Consider the following 24,168-nt stretch of genomic DNA (forward strand, 5'->3'; position numbering starts at 1 on the left):
GGCACCAGACTGTCGAGCGTCACCATCTCGAGCGCCGTCTGTTCGGGAACGGGTTTCTTCAACATGTCCCAATGAATCATAAACCCCTGGACGGTGCCAGGGGTTTGTCAGCGGTCTGAGCCCGGCGATCACTCGCCGGGCCTTCGAAGTTCTGACGTGGTTCAGCGAACCCGAAGCGAGACTTACTCGTTTTCGAAGTAGCTGTACTTGCCGTCTTCACCCTTCTTCCAGGTGTACATGACGTAGTCCGGACGGGTGATGTCGCCCTTTTCGTCATAGCCGAGTTCGCCGATTGCGGTCTTGAACGGGCCCTTGGCCTTGACCGCTTCGGCAACGGCCTGCGGATCGGTCGTGCCGCCAGCCTTGGCAGCTTCGGCGACAACCTGCAGAGCAGCGTAGGCGTAGAGCGTGTAGGCTTCCGGTTCGAAGCCGGCAGCGCGGAACTTCTCGACGAGTTCCTTGGCGGCCGGGTTCTTGCGCGGATCCGGAGCGAACGTCATCAGCGTGCCGTCAACGGCATCGCCTGCGATCGAAGCCAGTTCGTTCGAAACGATACCGTCGCCCGACATCAGGGTAGCCTTGAGGCCCTGGTCCTTCATCTGGCGCATGATCAGGCCGGCTTCGGTGTGCAGACCGCCGTAGTAGACGATCGAGACGCCGGCTTCCTTCATCTTGGCGATGAGTGCCGAGAAGTCCTTGTCGCCGGTGTTGATGCCTTCATAGAGGGCTTCGGTGAGACCGGCTTCGTTCATGCCCTTCTTGGTTTCGTCGGCAAGGCCCTGGCCATAAGGCGTCTTGTCGTGGATGACGGCGATCTTCGCGTCCTTGTGGTTAGCGGCGAGGAAGGCGCCGGCAACTGCGCCCTGCTGGTCGTCACGACCGCAAGTGCGGAAGGTGTTCCACAGGCCGCGCTCGGTGAACTGCGGGTTGGTCGAAGCCGGCGTGATCTGCAGGATGCCGTTCTCGGCGTAGACTTCCGAAGCCGGGATGGACACGCCCGAGTTGAAGTGGCCGACAACGAACTTCACGCCGTCAGCAACGAACTTGTTGGCGACCGAAACGCCCTGCTTGGCGTCCGAAACGTCGTCGCCGAGCACAACCTTGATCTGTTCCCCATTGATACCGCCGGCAGCATTGATGTCGGCAGCGGCCTGTTCGGCGCCTTTCTGCAACTGCGCGCCGAAGGCGGCGTTCGGGCCGGTCAGCGGGCCAGCGACACCAACGAGAATATCAGCCCATGCGGTGCCGCTGAAAGCGACCATTGCCGTCAGCGCAACGGCCGACAGAAGAGACTTTTTCATCTTGTTACTCCCAATTATTCGAGCGGGTCTCGTTATGAACCTGCGCAATGCCCACCATAATTTGCGCCGGTGTTTCTTTCGCACCGGCCGCGGCGGCCGGCGCGCGCTGTTCCCTTTACTTGGTTCTCCAGGAGAAGGGCGAGACCTTCTCGTAGAGCCAGTAATAGTTATTGGTCATTTGCTTGGTCCGGTAGTACCGGAAACCTACGGTAGCAAACAACAAAAGCACGACCGTGTCCACGATATAGTATTGCAGGCTGAACATCGTGCCGCCGAAGAGGGCATGGTGGATGAAACGGATCCCCAACCCTAACAACGCCACGTAGAGAAGCAGGCGCTGCATGCCCTGCCAGCTTTCGGCGACGCTCTTGCCCGTGCGCCAGGCAGTCCAACCGCCAAGCACGCAGCTTATGAAAAGAAACTGCCAGATCGACACTTCTTCGTAGAGAATTCCCTGCATGTCACTTGCTCCAGATGCAAACCGTCAATGACGGCCGCCTTCGAGATAGGCCGCGCGAACTTCCGGATTGGCGAGCAGGTCCTTGCCGGTGCCGCTCATCGTCACCCGCCCGTTGACCATCACGTAGCCGCGGTCCGAGAGCTTGAGCGCGCCGAAAGCGTTCTGCTCGACGAGGAAGACCGTCAGGCCTTCTTCCTTGTTGAGTTTCTTGATCGCCTCGAAGATGCCCTTGACGATCAGCGGTGCGAGACCCAGCGACGGCTCGTCGAGAAGCAACAGCTTCGGCCGAGCCATCAGCGCGCGGCCGATCGACAGCATCTGCTGCTCACCGCCGGACAGCGTTCCGCCACGCTGTGCCTGCCGCTCCTTGAGCCGCGGAAACAGCCGGAAGATCTTTTCCACGTCCTCAGCGAAATGCTTCAGATTGTCGAGACTCGCACCCATCTGCAGGTTTTCGAAAACCGTCATGCGCGGGAAGATGCGGCGGCCTTCCGGCGACTGCGCAATTCTCATACGCGCGATTTCGTGGGTCGGCAGGCGCGTGATGTCATGACCGTCGAACATCACCGTGCCGGTGCGTGCCTGCGGGCTACCGCAGATCGTCATCATCAATGTCGACTTGCCCGCGCCGTTGGCGCCGATCAGAGAAACGATTTCTCCGCGATGGACCTCGACATCGACGCCGCTCAGCGCCCGAATGTTGCCGTAGTAGGCTTCGACGGCTCTCACTTGCAGCAGCGGCGCAGTCATTGCTTGGTGCCTCCCTGCCCGCCTTCGATTTGCTCGATTTGCTCGATCACCTGTTCAACCTCTTCATCCTCGACACCCAGATAGGCCGCGATGACCTTTGGATCGTTCTTCACGAAATCCGGGGTGCCGTCGGAAATCTTCTGACCATATTCGAGCACGACGACATGGTCCGAGATCTCCATGACCACGGACATATCGTGCTCGATCAGCAGGATGGAGGTACCGGTGTCACGGCGAATGCTCTGCAACAGTTCATTGAGAGCATGCGACTCGCGCGGGTTGAGGCCGGCTGCAGGCTCATCGAGGCACAACAACTCCGGTTCCGTGCACATGGCACGGGCAATCTCCAGCCGTCGCTGCGCGCCATAAGGCAGATCCCCGGCCGGGTCGTCAGCCCGGTCGATCAGCGACGCCTTTTCGAGCCAATGCTTGGCGAGTTCCGTCGCCTCCTTCGCGGCCTGCCGATAGGCAGGAAATCCAATTAGCCCGAGCACCGTATAGCCGGACGCCAGCATCAGTTTGTTGTGCTGCGCGACCAGCAGGTTCTCGAGCACAGTCATGCCCGAGAACATCCGGATGTTCTGGAACGTGCGTGCCACCTTGGCATGTTTGGTGATCTCGAAGTCCGGCAGCCGCTCCAGGAGATACTCCCTTCCGGACCGCTGCTTCATGGTGATCATGCCCATCGTAGGCTTGTAGAAGCCGGTGATGCAGTTGAATACCGTGGTCTTGCCGGCACCGTTCGGGCCAATCAGCGCGGTGATTTCGCCGCGATGGGCCTCGAAGGAGAAGTCGTTGATGGCCATCAGACCGCCGAAGCGCATCGACAGGTGCTCAACCTTGAGAATGGGGTCTTGTGTCATTGTCATCGTCGTGGTCTCGAGGGCCATCAGCCATGCCCTTCCTTGGTAAAGCTGCCGGAGACGGCCTTGCGTTCGCGTAGAAACGCGGTCGGCTCACGCGATCCGACGAAGCCGCGCGGCTTCCAGACCATGACGACGACCATGGCCAGGCCAAAGATCAGCATTCGGTAGAGTTCCGGCGTAAAGTTCGGCCCGAAGACGGCCTTCAGGAAGGTGAGCTCGCGCAGGATTTCGGTGCCGCCGATCATGACGATCGCTGCGATCGCAATGCCGGTCAGCGATCCCATGCCGCCCAGAACGACAATTGCGAGGATCACCGCGGATTCGAGGAACACGAAGGATTCCGGCGACACGAAGCCCTGGCGTACGGCGAAGAAGGACCCGGCGATGCCGCCGAACATGGCGCCCATGGCGAAGGCCGTCAGCTTGGTGGTAACCGTGTTGATGCCGAGCGACTTGCAGGCGATCTCATCTTCGCGCAGAGCTTCCCAGGCACGCCCGATCGGCATGCGACGCATGCGGATCGTGACGAAGGCCGTCAGCATGCAAAGGCCGAGGATCAAGTAGAACAGGAAGATCTTGTAGTAGGCCGACGAGATCGGCAGACCCATCAGTGCGGCAAAGCCATCCTTGGACGCATCGAACTTGATGCCGAACAGCGTTGCCTTGGCAATGCCCGATACGCCGAAGGTACCCTTGGTCACCTCGGTCCAGTTGATCAGGACGAGGCGGATGATTTCGCCGAAGGCGAGCGTGACGATCGCCAGATAGTCGCCCCGCAGGCGCAGCACCGGGAAGCCGAGGACCAAACCCCAGCAGGCGGATAGAAGACCGGCCACCGGCAGCAGCACCCAGAAGGACAGGCCGAAATAGGTCGACAGCAGCGCATAGCTATAGGCGCCGACCGCATAGAAGGCAACGTATCCGAGATCGAGCAGACCAGCGAGCCCGACGACGATGTTGAGGCCCCAGGCGAGCATCACATAGATCAGAATCTGGACACCGAAATTGTCAACCCATTTCAACGAGCCCTGAACACCGGTGAGGGCGAGGATGACTGGCGGATAGAGGATCAAGGCAACGATTGCGATTATCGAGAAATTGCGACTGAAGAAGTTTTCTTCCTTAGCGATTTCCGGTGCCGCCGCCTTCGCGGCCTTTCGCTGGGCAAGCCGGGGCTGGACATAGGCGACCATGAGGAAGCGGCCAACCATGGCAACGATCACGAAGATCGCCAAGAGCCCCCAACGCTCGGTGAGAATCAGTTCGTTGCGGATGTTCTGGTCGGTCTTGAGGCCGACGAAGAGGACGAACAGTCCGAGCGTGATGAGCCCCGCGAAGACAGACTCGCGTAGGGCCCGCGCCGTCAGGTCACTGCCGGCGCTTGCAGATGTAGAAGCAATGTTTGCCATTGAATTATACCTTCTCGACTTCCGGTCGTCCGAGTATGCCAGACGGCTTGAAGATCAGGACGATTGCGAGAATGGAGAACGTCGCAACATCCTTGTAGTCGATGGTGAAATAAGCGGACCAGAGGGACTCGATGAGACCGATCAGCAGTCCGCCGAGAACAGCGCCCGGCAAGGAGCCGATGCCGCCAAGAACAGCCGCAGTAAAGGCCTTGACCCCCGGAACAAATCCGTCGGTGAAGACGACCACACCATAATACATCAAGTACATGGTGCCGGCGACAGCAGCGAGCGCTGCGCCCATGATGAAGGTTACCGAGATGGTACGGTCGACATCGACACCGAGCAGCGCCGCCATCTTGCGGTCCTGCTCGGTGGCGCGCTGGGCGCGCCCGAGCGGCGTCTTGTTGACGATGTACCAGAAGACGGACAAGAGGATCGCCGTAATGATGATGATGATGATCTGCTTCAGCGAAATCGTGATGCCGAAGAGCTCATAAACCGAGGAAACGAGCGGCGGAATCGGCTTGTTGCGCGGGCCCTGCGTCACCTGGATGAAGTTCGACAAGACGATCGACATGCCGATCGCGGTAATCAGCGGCGCCAGCCGGAACGACCCGCGCAGCGGCCGATAAGCCACCCGCTCGATCGTCCAGTTCCACAGCGACGCCGCGAGCATAGCCACGACCATCATCAGCAAAAGCGCAAGTACAACCGGCACGCCTGCTATAAATGAAGTGAGAAGCAGAAAGACAACCAAAGCGGCAAAACCGCCGAGCATGAAGATATCGCCGTGGGCGAAGTTGATCATGCCAATGATGCCGTAGACCATGGTATAACCAATTGCGATCATACCATAAATAGACCCAAGAGTCAGCCCGTTGACGAGCTGCTGGACGAAATACTCCATCAATCTTCCCCTGGACCAGATCCATAAGGTCCGGTCTCTTGTTTTTTGAGCTCATTGTTGAGCGTTCTGTTTGATCGATTCCATACCTCTTTCAAACGAAAAGAAAAGCTAAAAAACGTGGGACCGGCAAAATCTTCGCCGATAAAATCGATTTGACGCTTTTGAAGTCAGAAAAAACAAAAAAAATGCACGCCTCGCCTGCGGGATAGTCAACTTTAGTCTAAAACGGCGAGCCATCCGGGCCGTGGATGAATCGGCAAGCAACAAGACCAGCTTGCCGGTTCGGCCGTTTCAGGCACGCATGCGCTCACCGTTTGCGTCGAACAATGGGTAGGGCTGCAACCGCGCCGGCAGGATCTCGCCAAGCAGCTCGATCGCCCAGCCTTCCGCTTCATCGGCGATCTCCTTGGGCACGTAACCCAGGGCCACCGACACGCCGCTGGCATGGGCGTATCCGCCTGATGTCACCCATCCGCGCACGGCGCCGTCGAAATAGATCGGCTCGTCGCCGATGACATCGGCATCGCTCGTCTCCAGCAGGAAGGTGCGCAGTCGAAGCTGCCCGCCCTCTGCTTTCTCGCGGATCGCTGCCGCCTTTCCAATGAAATCCGCCGGTTTTCCGAGCGCCACGAACCGGCCGAGGCCGGCCTCCAGCGGACCGTAGAGCGGCCGAAACTCACGCGACCAGCTGCCGAAGGGCTTTTCGACCCTGAGCGCATTGAGGGCGCGAAGGCCAAACAGCCTGATACCGAACGCCGCTCCCTTCTCCAGGATCAGATCGAAAAGATAGCGCTGGTATTCCGGCTTCATCCAGATCTCGTAGCCGAGATCGCCGGTATAACTGACGCGACCGACGATCGCCGGCGCCATGCCGAGATCCATCCGGCGAATATCCATGAAGGCAAAGGCCGAATCACCGACATCGAGATGTGTCAGCGCCGCCAGCACGTCGCGCGCCCTCGGACCGGCGATCGACAGGCCGACCAGTTCCAGCTTCAACGGACGGATCGAGACCGAGCCGTCCGACGGCAGATGCGTCTCGAACCAGCGCATATGATAATCCTCGGCGATGCCGGATCCGATCAGGAGGAGATCCTGCTCGCCGAGTTTGGCGAGGGTGAAGTCGCCGATCAGCTTGCCGTCACCCTTCAGCATCGGCGCCAGCGCCATCCGACCCGTCGCCGGAATGCGGCAGGCGAGCATCCGGTCGAGCCAGGCTTCCGCCCCCGCCCCCTTGATCTCGTATTTGGCAAAGCCGGAGGTCTCCATCAGCCCGACGGCGGCGCGCACCGCGCGGGCTTCATCGCCGACAGTGTCGAAGTCGGTCGAGCGGCGCCAGGAGAAGTGATCCTCGACACCGGGAGGCGCAAACCACAGCGGCGTTTCCAGGCCATAGGAAGCGCCGAACACGGCACCGGCGGCCTTCAGCCTGTCATAGATCGGCGTCGTCAGCAGCGGTCGTGCCGCCGGCAGCTCCTCGTTGGGGTAGCGGATCGAGAAGCGACGCGAGTAGTTCTCGCGCACTTTGGCGTTGGTATAGGCGAGCGTGGCGAAATCGCCATAGCGCGCCACGTCCATGGCAAAGACGTCGAAGCCGGGATCGCCCTCGATCATCCAGTTGGCGAGCGCCAGGCCGACGCCGCCGCCCTGGCTGAAGCCGGCCATGACGGCGCAGGCCGACCAGAAATTGCGCAAGCCCCGCACCGGCCCGACCAGCGGGTTTCCGTCCGGCGAGAAGGTGAAGGGGCCGTTGATGACCTTCCTGATGCCCGCCTTGTTGAAGGCCGGGAAATGTCGGAAGCCGACCTCAAGCTCAGGCGAGATGCGGTCGATGTCTTCCGCCAGCAGTTCGTGGCCGAAATCCCACGGTGTCGTCACCGGCGACCAGGGGCGGCAGGCCTTTTCATAGGTGCCCATCAGCATGCCGTTGCGCTCCTGGCGCAGATAGATCTCGCCGTCGAAATCGACGCAATGCATCAGCTCCTTGCCGCGCGTCTGGTTGAACTCGATGACCTCGGGCATATCCTCGGTGATGAGATACATATGCTCCATCGCCAGAACAGGCAGTTCCAGGCCGACCATGCGACCAACCTCGCGCGCCCACAGGCCCGCGGCATTGACCACATGCTCGGCAATGATTTCACCCTGATTGGTGATGACGCGCCACGACCCGTCCTCGCGCTGCACCAGATCCTCGACCTTCGTGTGCAGATAGATCTCGGCGCCATTCTTCTTGGCAGATTTGGCATAGGCATGCGTCGTGCCATAGGGGTCGAGATGCCCCTCGACCGGATCGAACACCGCGCCGACGAACTGATCCGGATCCAAAAGCGGCATCAGATCGTGCGCTTCCCTGGGCGTCAACAGCTCGGCCTCGAGCCCCATATAGCGGCCCTTGGCGAGGATCGACTTCATCCAGTCGAAACGCTCGTTGGTCGCAGCCAGCATCATGCCCGACGTCATGTGCAGGCCGATGTCCTGACCGGAATATTCCTCGATCTCCTTGTAGAGCTCGACGGTGTATTTCTGCAGCTTGGCGACGTTGGGGTCGCCATTGATCGTGTGCATGCCGCCGGCTGCGTGCCAGGTCGAGCCGGAGGTCAGATCCGATCGCTCGACAAGCACCACGTCGGTCCAGCCGAACTTCGTGAGGTGGTAGAGGATCGAGCAACCGACAACACCGCCACCGATCACGACGACTCTGGCATGGCTTTTCATGCGAGCACTCCGCTTTCCCGCGCATCCTGACGAAGCGCGGCTCAGTTTCTAGGGGAAAAGGATCAGGCACGACTGCCGCCCGCCCATGTCTGTTCCGGCACGGGGAACGGCAAGTGGCGAACGAGGAAAGCCTAGTCAGAAAGACGGCTGCGATAAAGACGTGGCTGCGAAGGAGGCTTGTCCGTTTCCGCCATCTGCTGGCGGATCGGCGACCCAAATGCGGCATTCGATGCCGCATTTGTTTTTATTCGGAAAAAGCGGCCGATAGGTTGAACGCGCGACCCATCGTCATCAGGTCTTCGAACAGCGATTCGGCGAAGCTGCGCGAAACGATGAGTTCGAAGATATCCTCGCCGGTGCGCGCCAGGTTGATGGCGATATGGCCGCAAAGCACATTGGTGCTGCCACCGAGCGCAAAGGCGCCGGGGTGGAGATCGACGCCGATGCCCTTGGCAAGGATCCGCCGCGCGCACGGCCCGGACAGACGCATAAGAACGCGGCCGTCGCTCTGGTCGACGACATGCGCCTGCGTGCCGCAAAGCATGTCGAGACGGCGCATGAGGCCGATCGGTGTGTCGACCTCGGATACGACCAGCCACTCGCCGGGTCCGCAATAGCGCAATGACAGCTCCGGCGTCGACGAAAGCGCCCGCTGCACGGCCGCTTCGAGCCCGACATGGGCAAGCACCGTTGCGATCGCCTGCCAATGGCCGACCTCGAGGTGATCCGCATTGGCGGGCTTCGGCGTGCCCCGCAGCTTCTGGTCGAGCGCATGCCGGTTGTTGTAGTCGCGAACCATCACCGCCTCCTCAGGCTTTCAGCTTCTTGTTCTGGGGATCGACGAACACCGGATCGCAGACCTCGGCGATGACCTCGTGATCGCGCAGCTTGTCCCAGACGACGACCTTCTCGCCATAACGTTCGCGCCCGGATTTGAGGAAGGCGAGCGCGATGTGGTGCCCCAGAACCGGTGAGTAGCCGGCGGAGCTGACCCAGCCCTGATCGTTGAGCGTCGACGGTTTCATGCCTTCCTTGAGAAGATGGGCGCCCGCGCGTATGTCCTTGTCCTTGTCCACCGGCTTCAGCCCGACAAGCTGCATGCGGTCTGCCGCCGTCAGGCCGTAGCGCGCCGACAGGTGCTTGCCGATGAAGTCGGGCTTCTGCGCCGAAAACATGCGTCCGAGCCCGGCATCGTCGGGCGTCACGCGACCGTCGAATTCGGCGTGGGTCAGCAGACCTTTCTCCAGCCGCAGCACGTTCAATGCCTCGACGCCATAGGCGCAGACATTGTGCGCCCTTCCCGCCTCCATGATCTGGTCAGCAACCGCTTCGCCATAACCGGCGGGAACCGCGAGCTCGAAGGCGAGTTCACCGGAAAAGGAAATGCGGAACAGCCGGGCATTGATGCCGCCGCGAAGAGCCATTGCCCGTGCCGACAGGAACGGGAACGCCGTTTCCGAAATGTCCTCGTCGACCAGTTGCTGCAGCACCTCGCGCGCCTTCGGGCCGGCAATGGCCATCTGCGCCCATTGATCGCTGGACGAGCAGAACCGCACCTTGAGGTCGGGCCACAGCACCTGCGCGCAATAATCCATGTGGGACATGACGGCGCCGGCCATGGCAGTGGTCGTCGTCACGAAGAAATGGTCGTCCGAAAGCCGGCTCACCGTACCGTCGTCGAAGACGAAGCCGTCCTCGCGCAGCATCAGCCCGTAACGGGCCTTGCCGACCGGCAGCTTCAGCATGGCGTTGCAGTAGAGGCGGTTGAGAAACTCCGCCGCATCGGGCCCGAAAACCTCGATCTTGCCGAGCGTCGACACATCGCAAAGCCCGACATTGGCACGGACGTTGAGAACCTCCCGATCGACGCTTTCCCGCCAGGTCTTTTCGCCGGCGCGCGGGAACCAGGCCGAGCGGAACCAGAGCCCGGAATCAACGAAGGTCGCACCGTGCTTCTTCGCCCATTCATGCAAGGGCGACTTGCGGGTCGGTGTCGCGTGGCTGTCGCGGGCTGCCCCCGCCAGTGCACCGAAGGAGACCGGCGTGTAGAACGGCCGGAACGTGGTCGTGCCGACCTCGGCCGGGCTCACCCCGCGCATGCCGGCAAGAATGCCGACCGCATTGATGTTGGAAAGCTTGCCCTGGTCGGTGGCCATGCCACTGGTGGTATAGCGTTTGGCGTGCTCGACATGACCGAAACCCTCGCGCAGCGCGAGGCCGAGATCCTTGGCATGCACATCGTTCTGGAAATCGACGAAGGCTTTCGACTTGGCGCCCGGCACATACCAGAGGGCTGCAAAAGAAGGGTCCGCCTCGGTCTCGGTGACCGGCAGCGGCGCCGCGGCGGCGTTGAAGCCCAGTTCCGCGGCCATCGCAGTCGCCGTCTCGGCGCCATCGCGCAGGCAGCCGGCAAGCGTATAGACGCCATTGGCCGCACCGACGACGCGAAGAGTGTCGCCGACATCGGGTGCTGCGAATGCCTTCAACGCATCCGACCACACCGGCCGCGCGCCCCGCTGGCAGGCGAGATGAACGACCGGGCTCCACCCCCCGGACATGCCGAGCGCATCGCAGGCAACCAGTTCCTCGAAACCCGAGCGCTCGACGACGATGCCCGACAGCCGTTGCCGACCCTTGGTGTCGACGATCGCGCCCGAACGGATCACGCGCACGCCATCGGGCGCTGCGTCGCTGGCCTCCGGCCGACTGTCGATGATCGCCGAAACGGTCACACCCTTCGCCGACAGGCCCCGCGCCGTGCGATAGCCGCTGCTGCCGCTGGTGAAGATCGCGACCGACTTGCCGGCAGAAACGCCATGGCGATGGGCGTAGGTGCCAATCGCGCCGGCCATCATCACGCCGGGGCGATCATTGCCGCCAAACACCAGCGGCCGCTCTTCGGCACCGGTCGCCAGCAATGCACGCTTGGCGGCGATGCGCCACACGCGCTCGGTGGGCAGCTTGGCCGATGGTTCGGCCACGTGCTTCTGCACCCGCTCGACGGCCCCGAAGACATTGTCGTCATACCAGCCGAAGACCGTGGTGCGCGAAAGCAGGGTGACGTTTTCGAGCGACTGCAGTTCGGCGACGGCCCGCAACGCAAACGCCGGCGCCGACGCGCCGTCGACCGTTTCGGTTTCCGAGAGCAGCGATCCGCCGAGGCGAAAATCCTCGTCCGCAAGGATAACGCGAAGCCCGACGCGGCCGGCCGTCAGGGCCGCCATCAAACCCGCAGGGCCACCACCGACGACAAGCAGATCGCAGAAGGCCCAGGATTTTTCGTAGCTCTCCGGGTCGCGTTCGAGCACCGCCCGCCCGAGACCAGCTGCCCGCCGGATCACCGGCTCATAGAGCTTTTCCCAGAGCTGCCGCGGCCACATGAAGGTCTTGTAGTAAAAGCCGGCACCGAGAAACGGCGAAAGCAGGCCGTTGACCGCACCGACATCGAAACCGAGCGAGGGCCAGCGGTTCTGGCTCTTCGCCGTCAAGCCGGCATAAAGCTCGACGACCGTCGCCTTCGTGTTCGGGTCGCTGCGGACACCCGAACCGAGGGTCACAAGCGCGTTCGGCTCAGATGGCCCGGCGCTGACGATGCCGCGCGGCCGGTGGTATTTGAAGCTGCGGCCGACCAGCAACTGGTCGTTGGCAAGCAGGGCGGACGCGAGCGTGTCGCCGGCAAAGCCGCGCAGCGGCCGACCGTCGAAGGTGAAGCTCAGTGCCTTGCTGCGATCGGCAAGACCGCCGGAGGACAGGCGATAGGCCGTCATCGCTGGGCCTCCCGCGCGGCGACTACGCCGTCGACGACCGAATAGACCTCATGGGTGACCGTGTCGCGCTCGACGACCAGGAAACGGCGACAGCCGGCAACATGATGCCAATGTTCCAGCGTCCGGCCCCGCGGGTTGGCGCGCACATAGACATAGTCATGCCAGGCTTCATCCGACGCCGTGGGCGCGGGCCGAATGAGCGAGGCATCGCCGCGGATTGCGAACTCTTCCTTCGGGCGGACCCCGCAATGGGGGCAGGTGATCAGGCTTGCCATTATCTTCCGTATCCTGGAGCCTCAACCTGGCTCCCTCAATATTCCTGGTCAGCCGGATGTGTCGTCATCCGGCTTGCGCCGATCTAGTGCAGATTGGGCTGCGGCCCGGCCCCTGCCTCGTCGACCGCATAACCGCGCGCGAAACGATCGAGCCGCAGGGCGCGCGCCACCGGGTGGGTGTCGTTCCTGGCGATCAGATGCGCGAAACAGTAGCCAGACGCCGGCGTCGCCTTGAAGCCGCCGTAGCACCAGCCGCAGTTGAGGTAGAGGTTGTCGATCGAGGTGCGATCGATGATTGGCGAGCCGTCCATGCTCATGTCCATGACGCCGCCCCAGGCGCGCAACACCCGAACGCGCGACAGGCCGGGGATCATCGACACCCCCTCCTCCATCACATGCTCGGCTGTCGCCAGATTGCCGCGTTGGGCATAGGACGAATAACCGTCGATCTCCGCGCCGAAGACCAGTCCGCCCTTGTCTGACTGCGAGATGTAGAAATGTCCACCGCCATAGACGATCACGTGATCGATGCACGGCTTCAGCCCCTCGGTCACAAAAGCCTGCAATACATAGCTTTCGAGCGGCAGCTTCAGGTCCGCCATCTCGCCGACGCGCGAAGAATTGCCGGCCGCCGCCAGCGCCAGCTTGCCGCAGCCGATGAAACCCTTCGACGTCTCCACCCCGGTGACGACGCCGTTCTCGCGGCGAATGCCGGTGACTTCGCAATGCTCGATGATGTCGACGCCGTGCTGGTCGGCCCCGCGGGCATAACCCCAGGCGACGGCATCGTGGCGGGCGGTACCCGCACGGCGCTGCAGAAGGCCGCCGAGAATCGGGTAGCGCGCATGATCGTAATTGAGGAAGGGGATCATCTTCTTCAGCTGTTCGCGCTCGATGAGCTCGGCCGAGACCCCTTCCATCCACATCGCATTGCCGCGCCTGACATAGGCGTCGCGCTGGGCGTCGCTGTGGTAAAGCATGATGACGCCGCGCTGCGACAGCATGACGTTGTAGTTCAGGTCCTGCTCCAGCCCTTCCCAGAGTTTCATCGAGAATTCGTAGAAGGGTTCGTTGCCCGGCAGCATGTAGTTGGAGCGCACGATCGTCGTGTTGCGGCCGACATTGCCCGATCCGAGATAGCCCTTCTCGAGCACCGCGACGTTCTTCACGCCGAATTCCTTGGCGAGGTAATAGGCGGTCGAAAGACCATGGCCGCCACCGCCGACAATGATCACGTCATAATGGGATTTCGGCTGCGGCTGTCGCCATTGCGGTTTCCAGTTCAGGTTTCCGGAAAGGGCGTTCCTGACGATCGAGAATGCGGAATAACGCATGAAGGCATCCAGTTCAGTTGCGTCGCCACATTTGCACAGCCGACGCGAGGAGCAAAGATGCAAGCTTCTCGCAGGTGCAAAAATCAAGCTGCCGTTTTGCCGCAAGGCCGGAAAATTCGCCACACTGGCGCTTGGCGAGAAGACATTTTGCCGGAACCGTCGAAAACTATGGGCAACTTCCGTCGCCGAGTGTGGTATGGCGCCGATGAAGACCTGAAAGACGACAAGCAATGCTGCACATTCTGCAAAAGACCGCGCTCGCCGCCGGGCGCGCAATCCTCGACATTTACAATTCCGGTCCGGCAGTGACCTACAAGCCCGACTGTTCGCCGGTGACGGATGCCGACGAATGTGCCGAGCGCATCATCCTGGCCGATCTTGCCGCCGCTTTTCCGGAGATTCCGGTCGTGGCCGAGGAATCGGTTGCGGCCGGTTCCATCCCCGAGATCTCGGGCAAATCGTTCTTCCTCGTCGATCCGCTCGACGGCACCAAGGAATTCATCGGCCGGCACAACGACTTCACCGTCAACATCGCGCTCATCGAAAACGGCGCGCCGGTTGCCGGCGTCGTCTATGCGCCAGCACTCGGTATCCTCTACGCCGCGGCCGGCGGCAAGGCGTTGAAGGTAGTGGTCTCCGAAACCTTTCAGGTCCAGCCGGAAACCGTGATCGGCTGCCGCAGTCGCGGCGATCGGCTGGTGGCGCTGGCTAGCCGTTCGCACAACAGCGCCGAGACCATCGCCTATCTCGCCGAACATGGGGTCACCGACTACGAGGCCGTCGGCTCCTCGCTCAAGTTCTGCCTGCTGGCCGAAGGGCTTGCCGACGTCTATCCGCGCTTCAGCCGTACGATGGAATGGGACACGGCCGCCGGCGATGCCATCCTGCGTGCGGCAGGCGGCGAGACGCTGACGATGGAAGGCATGCCGCTCACCTATGGCAAGCGCAACCAGAAAAGCGACAGCGATTTCGCGAATCCCTGGTTCGTCTCGCGCGGGAAGATCTGAGACAGCCGTCAGCCTGAACCGGCGGAGCCGGGATCAGACCGGCACCGCCTCGCCGTCACTCGACGTCGCCGCCCCATCGGCAGCGCGGTTCTCGGCCGGTGGCTTGATACGGAACCAGGCGAGATAAAGCGCCGGCAGGAACAGAAGCGTCAGCACCGTTCCGACGATGATGCCGCCCATCATCGCATAGGCCATCGGCCCCCAGAAGATTTCCCTCGCAATCGGGATCAGCCCGAGGCTTGCGGCGGCTGCCGTCAGCATAATCGGCCGCATGCGATGTTCGGTCGCCTCCCGCACCGCATCCCAGGCGGCCACCCCTTCCCTTCGCAGATCCTCGATCTGCACGACGAGGATGACCGAGTTGCGAATGAGAATGCCGATCAGCGCCAGCACGCCGAGGATGGCGACGAAGCCGAGCGGTGCGCCACTCGGCAGCAGCGCCGCGACGACACCGATCAGCGCCAGTGGTGCCACCGCAAAGACGAGGACCAGACGCGAGAAACTCTGAAGCTGGATCATCAGGATCGTCGCCATGGTGAACAGCATCAAGGGCACGACGGCGGCAATCGGCGCCTGGCTCTTGGCGCTTTCCTCGATCGTGCCGCCGATTTCTATTCTGTAGCCGTCGGGAAGGCCGGCGCCAAACGCCGCCACCTCCTTTTCCAGCTGCGCCGAAACCGTCGACGGCTGCGCCGAGCCGTTGATCGCCGCCTTGACCGTGATCGTCGGCAGGCGCGAACGGCGCCAGACGACCGGCTGCTCCATCTCGTAGCGGAAGTTGGCAACGGCGGCCAAGGGCACGGAATTGCCGCTGGCGCCGGGAAGCTGGAGATCGCGTAGCGTCTCGATCGACTGCCGCTCGGATTCACGCGCCCGGCCGACGACATCGATCAGGTAGATGTCGTCGCGCACCTGGGTGACGGTCGTACCGCCGACGATGCCGTTGAGCGCCGTTGCGATATCCTGCGAGGTGACGCCGAGCTGGCGCGCCTTGTCCTGCAGCACATCGACCTTGATCATGCGTGCCGGCTCGTTCCAGTCGTAGACGATCTCGCCGAGCAGCGGATTGCGTCCGAGAACGGTGCTGAGCTCGAGCGCATGTTTGCGCACCTGATCGATATCCGGCCCGCTGACGCGATACTGGATCGGACGCCCGACCGGCGGGCCGATGTCGAGCAGCTTCACATAGGCATCCGTTCCCGGGAACGTCTGCTTGAGATAGGCCTGCAGATCGGCGCGCACCTTGTCGCGGACGTCGAGCCCCTTGGTGACGATGATCATCTGCCCGAACGACGGATGCGGCGGCTGCACGTCGAAGGACAGCACGAAACGCACCGCCCCCTCGCCGACATAGCTCGACCAGCGCAGCACATCCTGGTTGCCGGCGAGCTTCTCCTTCTCGAACTTCGCCATCTGCGCATTGGTCTTCTCGATCGAGGAATTCTGCGGCAGCGACCAGTCGACAATGATCTCGGGTCGGTCGGAGGACGGAAAGAATTGCTGCTGGACGAAGCCCATGCCGAAGACCGAAAGGCAGAAGACCGCGACCGTGGCGATGATCGTCGTCCAGCGCCAGTGCATGCAGAGATCGAGCAGCCTGGAAAACAGTCGCCCGATCCGACCCTTTTCGCCGGCATGCTGCTTCATCGTCTTCGGCAGGATCGTAACGCCCAGCAGCGGCGCGAAGATCACCGCCACGATCCACGAAACGAGCAGCGAAATCGCGATGACGACGAACAGCGTGAAGGTGAACTCCCCGGCGGCGCTGTTGTTGAGGCCGATCGGAATGAAACCGGCAACGGTGACGAGCGTGCCCGTCAGCATCGGAAAGGCGGTCGAGGTATAGACGTAGGTCGCCGCCTTGCGCAGCGAATCGCCGACCTCAAGCCGCGCCACCATCATTTCCACCGCGATCATCGCATCATCGACAAGCAGGCCCAGCGCGATGATCAGCGCCCCGAGCGAAACGCGCTGCAGCGAGATGCCCCAATAGGACATGAAGACGAAGGTAATCGCCAGCGTCAGCGGGATGGAAAGCGCCACGACAAGGCCGGCGCGCATGCCGAGGCTGACGAAGCTGACCGCAAGGACGATGATCACCGCTTCGAACAGCGCCTGCGTGAAGCCGGAGACAGCCTCTTCGACCACGAGCGGCTGGTCGGACACGAGATGAATGTCGACGCCGACCGGCAGCCTCTCTTCCAGGAGCGCGATCTTCTCTTCGATCGCCTTGCCGAAATCGAGCAGGTTCGAGCCCTGCTTCATGCCGATCGCCAAGCCGATCGCCGGTTTGCCCTCGAAGCGGAACAAGGCGGACGGCGGATCGACATAGCCGCGGCTGATCGTGGCGATGTCGCTCAGGCGAAAGAAGCGGTCGTTGACCTGCAGGTTAACGGAACGGATGCTCTCTTCCGATGAAAACTGGCCGCCGACGCGGATGCTGACACGTTCGCCTTCGGTCTGGATGACGCCCGATGGCGATACGGCGTTCTGGGCCTGCAGCGTCTCGATCACCTGCTGCTGGTTGATGCCGAGTGCCGCGAGCTGGCGCGGCGAAAACTCGAGGTAGATCACCTCGTCCTGCGCGCCGATCAAATCGACCTTGCCGATATTCGGCACCGTCAGGATATCGCGGCGCGCATCCTCGACATAGTCGCGCAGCTGCCGGTGGGTCAGCCCGTCGCCGGTGAACGCGTAGATATTGCCGAAGACGTCGCCGAAGCGGTCGTTGAAGGCAGGGCCGACGACGCCGGAAGGGAACTCCCCGCGAATGTCGTTGATCATGTTGCGAACCGTGACCCAGGTCGCCGCCACATTGCGCGCCTTCGTCTCCGGTTTCAGGTTGACGAAGACCAGCGTCTGGCCCGGCGTCGTCATGCTCCTGGTGTAGTCGAGCGACTCCAGTTCCTCGAGCTTGCGCTCGATGCGCTCGGTGACCTGCAGCGTCGTTTCCTCGACCGAAGCGCCCGGCCAGGCGGCCGAGATCGTCATCGTCTTGATGGTGAAGGACGGATCCTCCTCGCGGCCGAGCTCCACATAGGAGGTGATGCCGAGCACGACGAAGACGATCATGAAGTACCAGACCATGGAGCTGTGATCGAGCGCCCAGTCCGAAAGGTTGAACTTCTTCATGAACGCGCTCCGTCGGAAATCTTCACCTTCTGGCCTTCTTCGAGGCTGTGCGCGCCCGCCGTGGCGATCCGCTCCCCCGGTTTGAGCCCGGCGTTGACCGGCCTCAAGCCGCCGACATCGGCGCCGACGTCGACTTCGCGCGCCGCGACATCGCCGCCTTGTTCGTTGACGATCCAGACGAAGTTCTTGCCCTCCCGCTCGAACACGGCGGTTGAAGGAACGAGCATAAGTTCGTGCTCGGAGCCCTGGCGCGTCGCGGTGATGGTCGTTCCCAGCCTGAACCCGACCGGCGGGTCGTCGAGCGCGATCTTTACGCGTCGCGTCCGGGTGACAGGGTCGGCCGCCGGCGCGACCTCACGCACCGTGCCGTTGACCCGCAGGTCCGGATTGATCTGCAGCGCCACCGAAAACGGCGTGCCGATCGGAAACAGCGCGATGCCGTCGGGTACGTCGACGACCGCGTCGCGCTCGCCCGGCCTGGCGACGGTCACCACCATCTCGCCCGCCGACACCACCTGGCCGACCTCGGCCCCGGTCGCGGTAACGATGCCGTCAAAATTGGACTTCAGCTTGGTATAGGAGAGCTGCTCCTCGGACTTCGAGAGCCCCGCCGTCGCGCGTATCAGCGAAGCCTGTGCCGCCTCGCGGGCTTGCTGGGCGCTATCGACGGTGGCTTGCGATTCCGTGTCGGTCTTCAAGAGGGCGGTCAGGCGTTCTTCGGCCGCCGCCGCGTTGGCAAGCGTTGCCTCGGCACTCGCCAGATCGGCCTTGGCGGACCGCAGCGCCAGTTCGAAAGCGGTCGGGTCGAGCGCCGCAAGCTCGGCACCGGCGACCACCTCATCCCCGACCGTAACATCGCGAGCGACCAGCCGACCGATCACCCGGAAGCCAAGCTCCGTCTGCACCTTCGGCTGCACCGTTCCGGCAAAGCTCGCGGCCGCGTCGACGCGCTGGCTGACCACCATCGACAGCACCGGACGAACGACGCCGGTCGCCTGCTCCTCTTCCTTCTGGCAACCGGCCAGCAGAAGGACAGCAACCGGCACGACCAGACGATTGAATGTCGACCAGCTCATTTCGCCTGCTCCTCTGCCACCGCATGCACCGCCAGGCCCGGGCGCAGGAACTTAGCCCCCTCCGCCACGACCCTGTCTCCGACCGAAAGCCCGGAGGCGACCAGCACCCGGCCGCTCTCATAGGTCTTCACCTCGATCGGCTTGAGACCGACCGTGCTGTCTTTGGGATCGACGATCCAGACCGCCGGCTTGCCGTCGACGGCGGTGAGCGCCGTCCATGGCAGCGCGATGACCTTGGCGGGTTCGAAGCGGGCGACGCCCGTCACCGACGAGCCGAGCGTCATGCGCTCCGGCGTCTGTAGCATCGCCAGCTTCACCCGCACCGTACCGGCCTTGGCGTCGATGGTAGGCGAGATCTCGCTCACCCGGGCGATCGCCGTGACCGAGGGATCGCTGACCAACGCCAACGTCACGTCCTGGCTCGCCGGCTTCATGAACAACAGGCCCTCGTGAACGTTGAAGATGGCGTCACGCGGCCCGTCCTTGGCAACGGAGAACATGGTTTGCGCCGCCTGCACCACCTGCCCCGCTTCGGCATGTCGCGCCGTCACGATGCCGGCGGCACTCGAACGCAACTCGGTATAGGAAAGGGCCGTGCGGGCCGCGCCGAGTTCTGCCTTTGCGGCATCGAGCGCACTTGCAGCGGTGCGTTCGGCGGTCTCCGCCTGAACGAGATCCCGCCGCGTCGTAAAGCCTTGCGTCATCAGAGTGTTTTGTCGGGTCAACGTGGCCGAAGCCTGCCGCAACTGCGCTTCTGCGGCCTTCACCGCCGCCTCGGACGCCTGAACATCGGCTTCCTGCTCGCGCGGGTCGATCTTCGCCAGCAGCTCGCCTTCATCGACATGGGCGCCGACATCGGCAAACCACTGCGTGACCTGACCGCTGACGCGAAAGGCAAGGTTCGCCTGCACATGTGCCACGACTTCGCCGGTCAAGGTGACAGTCCGCTGGTAATCGGTGAGTTGTGCTTCGACGATCCGGACGGTCGTTTCCGGCCTTTTGGCCTCTGCTTCCTGCTTCTGGCACGACGCCAGCAAGACGGTGGAAGCGAGCATGACGCCCCAACCACATTGCCGCACCCTGCATGTGAATTGCTTCATACGCTCCACCCGGCTTAGGCATTAATCGGGGCTGTTATCGAGATCCCTCAATATGCAGGATGCACACCGCGTTCATCGCGAGGATGCCAATAAAGTCGCATACTTGGCCGTCGTCTGGAAGTCCCGCAATGGCAAACGGCACTGCGACCGATGGTGGCAGCGCCACGCGACACACGCTATGAAGGGTAACAAGGCGACGGCGTTATGCGCCTTCGCGCTTGGCAGCTGTGGCGATCAGGTTTCCCACCGAGCTCTCGTTGAAGGGTTTCTCGATCCTCGGGATACCACGCAGATGTGCCGGGAAGATCTCGGCATCGCCGTAACCGCCGGTAAAGCCGAAACACATGCCGAAGCCTTCGCATGGGATGCGTTTGTCGTTGCAGGTTGCCGTTCCTGCATCAATCCATCCGATACCTGTTGCGGCAGGCCGCTTTGGCGACCATGGTCCTGATTGGAACTAGCGTGCACGGCCGGGGCGGCAAGGTTTCCCTGCCAAAAACGGATAGATTTCAGGTGCTTCATCGCTTCCGGCAACTGCTCGCGGCGATGGACAGCCGTCGCATCGCGCCCTATCTCTTGCATTCGATCCTGCCCGCTGGAGCCACCGCCATGTCTCATCCCGCCTTTGCCCCCGATCACCTTGCCGTCGTCACCGGTGCCGCTTCCGGCATTGGCCTTGCCGCCGCCTGCCGCTTCGCGCGGCTCGGCATGCGTGTCGTGCTTGCCGATCTCGAGGGTGAGCGCCTGACGCAAGCCGCAGTGGAGGTTGCTGACCTTTCGCCGCATGGCGCGGACTACGTTGCAGCCATCCCTGCCGACGTCTCTCGCCTGGAGAACATCGAGGCGCTGGAGCGCGCCGTCCGCGAGCGCTTCGGGCCTGTCCATGTGCTGATGAACAACGCCGGCATTCAGCCAGGCAGCGCGATGTTTGGCCCACAGGCAAACTGGGAGGCCGTGCTCGCGGTCAATCTCTGGGGCGTTATCAACGGTTCGCGCGTCTTCGCACCGCCCATGACCGCCCACGGCCAGCCGGCGGTTATCATCAACACCGGCTCGAAGCAGGGTATCACCACACCGCCCGGCGACGCCGCCTACAATGTCTCCAAAGCCGGCGTGAAAGCGTTCACCGAGGCGCTGGAGCATGAATTGCGCAACATTGCGGGCGGACAGGTCCACGCCCATCTGCTGATCCCCGGCTTCGTCTATACGTCGCTCACGGCAAGTGGCCGCACGGAAAAGCCCGAGGGCGCCTGGACGCCGGATCAGACCGTCGACTTCATGATGGAAAGCCTTGAGCGCGGCGACTTCTACATCCTCTGCCCCGACAACGACGTCATCAGGTCGACCGACGAGAAGCGCATTCTGTGGGCCGCCGGCGATATCGTCGAGAACCGGCCGCCGCTGTCGCGCTGGCATCCGGATTATGCCGATGCCTTCAAGGCCTTCCTCGCCAAGGGCCGGAGCTGACTTTTCCGCCCACGTTGACACAGCGTTCGCCGGCGCGGTTCTGGCGCGGCTGACCCGCATGTGGTTTGTGAGGCATGATATCGGGAGACGAAAAATGACGAGCGGCATCCACCACATCACGCTGATCGCCCGCAAGGTGCAGGCAAATGTCGACTTTTACGTCGGCTTCCTCGGCCTGCGCCTGGTGAAGCGAACCGGCGGCTACGAGGATGCCACCCAGCTTCATCTCTTCTATGGCGACGCCGAGGGTTCGCCCGGCTCGCTCGTAACCTTCCTGATGTGGGAAGACGGCGCGCCCGGACGTGTCGGCCACGGCCAGCCGAGCGAGATCGCCTTTGCCATCGCGCCGGAAAGCATCGGCTTCTGGCTGACGCGGGCGCTCCAGTACAACATCAAGATTTCCGGTCCCGCCCAAGAATTCGGCGAACCGGTGCTGCGGCTCAAGGACCCCGATGGCGTCATCGTCAAGCTCGTGGGCACCGACGCGCTGCCCGCTGCAGCACCCTGGAGCACGCGCGATATTCCCGAGGCGGACGCGATCCGGCGCCTGCGCGGCGCCACGATCCTGACCGAGCAGCCGACCGAATCCGCCCGTTTCCTCGCCACGCATTTCGGCTATGTCGAAACCGGCGCCACCGACACGATCCGCCGCTTCACCTCCCAATCGGGCGACATCATCGACGTGCGCGACGCCACCGGTTTCTGGACCTCGGCACCCGGAACCGGCACGATCGACCACATTGCCTTTCGCGCCCCGGACAAGGACACCGTGCTGAAGGTCCGCGACGACCTGAAGCGCGACGATGCCGGCGTCATCAACGCCCATGATCGCAAGTACTTCTTCTCGCTCTATGTCCGCGAACCCGGTGGCTCGCTCTATGAGTTTGCAACCGACAAGCCCGGCTTTACGATCGAAGAGCCCAAGGAGACGCTCGGCACGCGGCTGTTCATCCCTGCCCATTTTGCGGACCGGACCGCGGAAACGCTGGTCAGCCTGCCGCAGTTCGCGCTACCGGGCGAGCCGCGCCTGACGGAACGGGATCTTCCCTTCGTTCACCGCTTCTATCATCCTGATACGCCCGACGAGCGCACCTTCGTGCTCCTGCACGGCAGCGGCGGCAACGAGACGCAACTCCTTCACCTCGGCCATCAGGTGGACGGCCAGGCAACGCTCCTCGGTGTTCGCGGCCGTTCCAACGAAGAAGGCTCGCCGCGCTGGTTCCGGCGCTATTCCTCGACCACCTTCGACCAGAAGGACGCCCGCGCCGAGGCCGATGCCTTTGCCGCCTTTCTCGAAGGCGCGCGCGACGGCTACGGCATCGATCTCGCGAAGGCCGTGTTCATCGGCTATTCCAACGGCGCCAATCTGCTGGTCGCGTTGATGACCTTGCATCCGGGGCTGATCCGGCACGTGGTGCTGATGCGCTCGATGATCGTGCTCGACGATATGCCGACGCCGGATCTCACTGGCACGGATATTCTGCTCCTGACCGGCCGTAGCGACAGCTACGGTGAGTTTGCGCCGCGCCTGAAAGCCGAGCTGGAGAAGACCGGTGCAAGGCTCACGGCCATTGATCTCGACATGGGGCACGAAATCGGTGCCCCCGACATCGCTGCCATCCAGCAATGGCTGGCAGAAAGCGGCGCTTGAGCGCTTGCGGGCCGTCGGCGGTTCGGTTCAGTGCAGACCGATAGACGGCGACCCGTTCTCTGCGTCATGCTCGGGCTTGACCCGAGCATCCGTGCCCCCGGGCTCTGAGCGCAAAACGGGTCCTTGCGCACAACCATTGTGGATCCTCGGGTCAAGCCCGAGGATGACAAAATTCAGTCTTTCGTGAGAGCATTTCTAGCAAAAAAAGCGAAGCGGTTTCCGTCAGTGCGTAAAAAGCAGGAGATGGCTTGTTGCCGTGGCCCCACCTAAAGCGGCCCTCAGGACTGGAGCCCCTACCTGCCGCTCTGCGCCCCGGCAAAATCGGCGAAAGCCTTGACGAAGGCGCGCAGGCGGTCGCCCGCCTCAGCGTCCGTCAGCACCCCATCCTGATTAAACAGGGTTTCCGCACGCGGCAGCATCAGCCGCTTGCCCGACCAGAGTTCCGCCCCCAGCGTGCGCATCACCGGAAGCCAGGCGTTCTGGCTGAGGATCGTGCCGAAATTGCCCGGCGACGCGCCCGCCAGCGCAAAGTGCCGGCCACGAAACACCTTGGCGATATCGGCGGAGGGCCGACTCAACCAATCAATCGCATTCTTGAAAACACCCGGCATCGAATTGTTGTATTCCGGTGTGAACAGGATCACGCCATCAGCCGCCATGATCTTTTGTTTCAGCGCGGTGACAGCCTCTGGGATTCCGTCCCTGGCTTCCAAATCGCCGTCATAGAGCGGAATGCCATGCAGCGTCGCGGTTTCGAATTCGACACCATCGGGCGCACCGGCAGCGGCGGCCATCATCAGGCCGGTGTTGAACGACGCCTGCCTGAGGCTTCCGGATATGCCGAGGAGTTTCACCATGATCTGACCCTTTTTGCTTGTTGCCGCCATCATGGGTCGACGCGGCGGCAAAGCCAATGGGATCAGAGGGATATAAGACGGAAAAAGCCGG

Annotated in this window: 20 protein-coding genes; 4 read left to right on the top strand and 16 right to left on the bottom strand. The window is 62.6% G+C overall.

Features of this window, described 5'->3' with window-relative positions; translation table 11 throughout:
• Nucleotides 1-182: 182 nt before the first annotated feature.
• The 11 genes from BC363_RS19730 to BC363_RS19780 all read right to left on the bottom strand — a co-directional run bounded on the left by BC363_RS19730 (nucleotide 183) and on the right by BC363_RS19780 (nucleotide 13,787).
• On the bottom strand, nucleotides 183-1,301 hold the full coding sequence (locus BC363_RS19730; RefSeq protein WP_065783671.1) for a branched-chain amino acid ABC transporter substrate-binding protein: 1,119 nt from the start codon (nucleotides 1,299-1,301) through the stop codon (nucleotides 183-185).
• Nucleotides 1,302-1,416: 115 nt separating this feature from the next.
• Nucleotides 1,417-1,761: a DUF6867 family protein gene (locus BC363_RS19735; RefSeq protein WP_065783669.1), complete on the bottom strand. Its 345-nt coding sequence runs from the start codon at nucleotides 1,759-1,761 to the stop codon at nucleotides 1,417-1,419.
• A 24-nt stretch (nucleotides 1,762-1,785) separates the two neighbouring features.
• Nucleotides 1,786-2,511: an ABC transporter ATP-binding protein gene (locus BC363_RS19740; RefSeq protein WP_065783666.1), complete on the bottom strand. Its 726-nt coding sequence runs from the start codon at nucleotides 2,509-2,511 to the stop codon at nucleotides 1,786-1,788.
• Nucleotides 2,508-3,401: an ABC transporter ATP-binding protein gene (locus BC363_RS19745; protein WP_065783665.1), complete on the bottom strand. Its 894-nt coding sequence runs from the start codon at nucleotides 3,399-3,401 to the stop codon at nucleotides 2,508-2,510. The genes BC363_RS19740 and BC363_RS19745 overlap by 4 nt, the downstream gene beginning before the upstream one ends.
• Nucleotides 3,401-4,786, bottom strand: coding sequence for a high-affinity branched-chain amino acid ABC transporter permease LivM (gene livM, locus BC363_RS19750; protein WP_065783664.1), 1,386 nt, complete (start codon nucleotides 4,784-4,786; stop codon nucleotides 3,401-3,403). The genes BC363_RS19745 and livM overlap by 1 nt, the downstream gene beginning before the upstream one ends.
• A gap of 4 nt (nucleotides 4,787-4,790) precedes the next feature.
• Nucleotides 4,791-5,693 carry a branched-chain amino acid ABC transporter permease gene (locus BC363_RS19755; protein WP_065783663.1) on the bottom strand — a complete coding sequence of 301 codons (903 nt, stop codon included), beginning with the start codon at nucleotides 5,691-5,693 and terminating at the stop codon, nucleotides 4,791-4,793.
• 291 nt (nucleotides 5,694-5,984) lie between these two features.
• Nucleotides 5,985-8,411, bottom strand: coding sequence for an FAD-dependent oxidoreductase (locus tag BC363_RS19760; protein WP_065783662.1), 2,427 nt, complete (start codon nucleotides 8,409-8,411; stop codon nucleotides 5,985-5,987).
• Between the two features lie 244 nt (nucleotides 8,412-8,655).
• Nucleotides 8,656-9,210: a sarcosine oxidase subunit gamma family protein gene (locus tag BC363_RS19765; protein WP_065783661.1), complete on the bottom strand. Its 555-nt coding sequence runs from the start codon at nucleotides 9,208-9,210 to the stop codon at nucleotides 8,656-8,658.
• 10 nt (nucleotides 9,211-9,220) lie between these two features.
• Nucleotides 9,221-12,178 (bottom strand): sarcosine oxidase subunit alpha family protein, encoded by a 2,958-nt coding sequence (locus BC363_RS19770; RefSeq protein WP_065783660.1) that lies wholly within the window; start codon nucleotides 12,176-12,178, stop codon nucleotides 9,221-9,223.
• The gene (locus BC363_RS19775) at nucleotides 12,175-12,453 is read right to left on the bottom strand and encodes a sarcosine oxidase subunit delta (protein WP_065783659.1); all 279 of its coding nucleotides are present in this window, start codon (nucleotides 12,451-12,453) and stop codon (nucleotides 12,175-12,177) included. The genes BC363_RS19770 and BC363_RS19775 overlap by 4 nt, the downstream gene beginning before the upstream one ends.
• A gap of 83 nt (nucleotides 12,454-12,536) precedes the next feature.
• Nucleotides 12,537-13,787 (bottom strand): sarcosine oxidase subunit beta family protein, encoded by a 1,251-nt coding sequence (locus BC363_RS19780; protein WP_065783689.1) that lies wholly within the window; start codon nucleotides 13,785-13,787, stop codon nucleotides 12,537-12,539.
• Between BC363_RS19780 and BC363_RS34550 the strand changes: the two genes are divergently transcribed.
• Together BC363_RS34550 and cysQ are read left to right on the top strand one after the other, a co-directional pair.
• Complete coding sequence (locus BC363_RS34550; RefSeq protein ID WP_139110034.1) at nucleotides 13,786-14,004, top strand: hypothetical protein; 219 nt, start codon at nucleotides 13,786-13,788, stop codon at nucleotides 14,002-14,004. The two genes, BC363_RS19780 and BC363_RS34550, sit on opposite strands and share 2 nt — an antisense overlap.
• Nucleotides 14,005-14,017: 13 nt before the next feature.
• Nucleotides 14,018-14,794: a 3'(2'),5'-bisphosphate nucleotidase CysQ gene (gene cysQ, locus BC363_RS19785; protein ID WP_065783658.1), complete on the top strand. Its 777-nt coding sequence runs from the start codon at nucleotides 14,018-14,020 to the stop codon at nucleotides 14,792-14,794.
• 33 nt (nucleotides 14,795-14,827) lie between these two features.
• Here cysQ and BC363_RS19790 read toward each other — a convergent pair whose 3' ends face one another.
• The 4 genes from BC363_RS19790 to BC363_RS35165 form a co-directional block, all read right to left on the bottom strand.
• On the bottom strand, nucleotides 14,828-17,926 hold the full coding sequence (locus BC363_RS19790) for an efflux RND transporter permease subunit (RefSeq protein WP_065783657.1): 3,099 nt from the start codon (nucleotides 17,924-17,926) through the stop codon (nucleotides 14,828-14,830).
• Nucleotides 17,923-19,002 (bottom strand): efflux RND transporter periplasmic adaptor subunit, encoded by a 1,080-nt coding sequence (locus BC363_RS19795; protein ID WP_065783656.1) that lies wholly within the window; start codon nucleotides 19,000-19,002, stop codon nucleotides 17,923-17,925. Before BC363_RS19795 ends, BC363_RS19790 begins: the two co-directional genes overlap by 4 nt.
• On the bottom strand, nucleotides 18,999-20,057 hold the full coding sequence (locus BC363_RS19800) for an efflux RND transporter periplasmic adaptor subunit (RefSeq protein WP_141690376.1): 1,059 nt from the start codon (nucleotides 20,055-20,057) through the stop codon (nucleotides 18,999-19,001). Before BC363_RS19800 ends, BC363_RS19795 begins: the two co-directional genes overlap by 4 nt.
• 247 nt (nucleotides 20,058-20,304) lie before the next feature.
• Nucleotides 20,305-20,448, bottom strand: a complete 144-nt coding sequence (locus BC363_RS35165) for a hypothetical protein (protein ID WP_161952480.1) — start codon at nucleotides 20,446-20,448, stop codon at nucleotides 20,305-20,307.
• Nucleotides 20,449-20,711: 263 nt separating this feature from the next.
• Between BC363_RS35165 and BC363_RS19805 the strand changes: the two genes are divergently transcribed.
• Nucleotides 20,712-21,569: an SDR family NAD(P)-dependent oxidoreductase gene (locus BC363_RS19805; protein ID WP_065783687.1), complete on the top strand. Its 858-nt coding sequence runs from the start codon at nucleotides 20,712-20,714 to the stop codon at nucleotides 21,567-21,569.
• Nucleotides 21,570-21,663: 94 nt separating this feature from the next.
• Nucleotides 21,664-23,220, top strand: a complete 1,557-nt coding sequence (locus BC363_RS19810; RefSeq protein WP_065783654.1) for a VOC family protein — start codon at nucleotides 21,664-21,666, stop codon at nucleotides 23,218-23,220.
• 293 nt (nucleotides 23,221-23,513) lie between these two features.
• Here BC363_RS19810 and BC363_RS19815 read toward each other — a convergent pair whose 3' ends face one another.
• A complete protein-coding gene (locus tag BC363_RS19815) occupies nucleotides 23,514-24,077 on the bottom strand; it encodes an NADPH-dependent FMN reductase (RefSeq protein ID WP_065783685.1) in 564 nt (187 codons plus the stop codon).
• Between the last annotated feature and the right edge of the window lie 91 nt (nucleotides 24,078-24,168).

This window comes from Ensifer sp. LC384 (assembly GCF_001695865.1).
In the GTDB taxonomy this organism is placed as follows: domain Bacteria; phylum Pseudomonadota; class Alphaproteobacteria; order Rhizobiales; family Rhizobiaceae; genus Ensifer.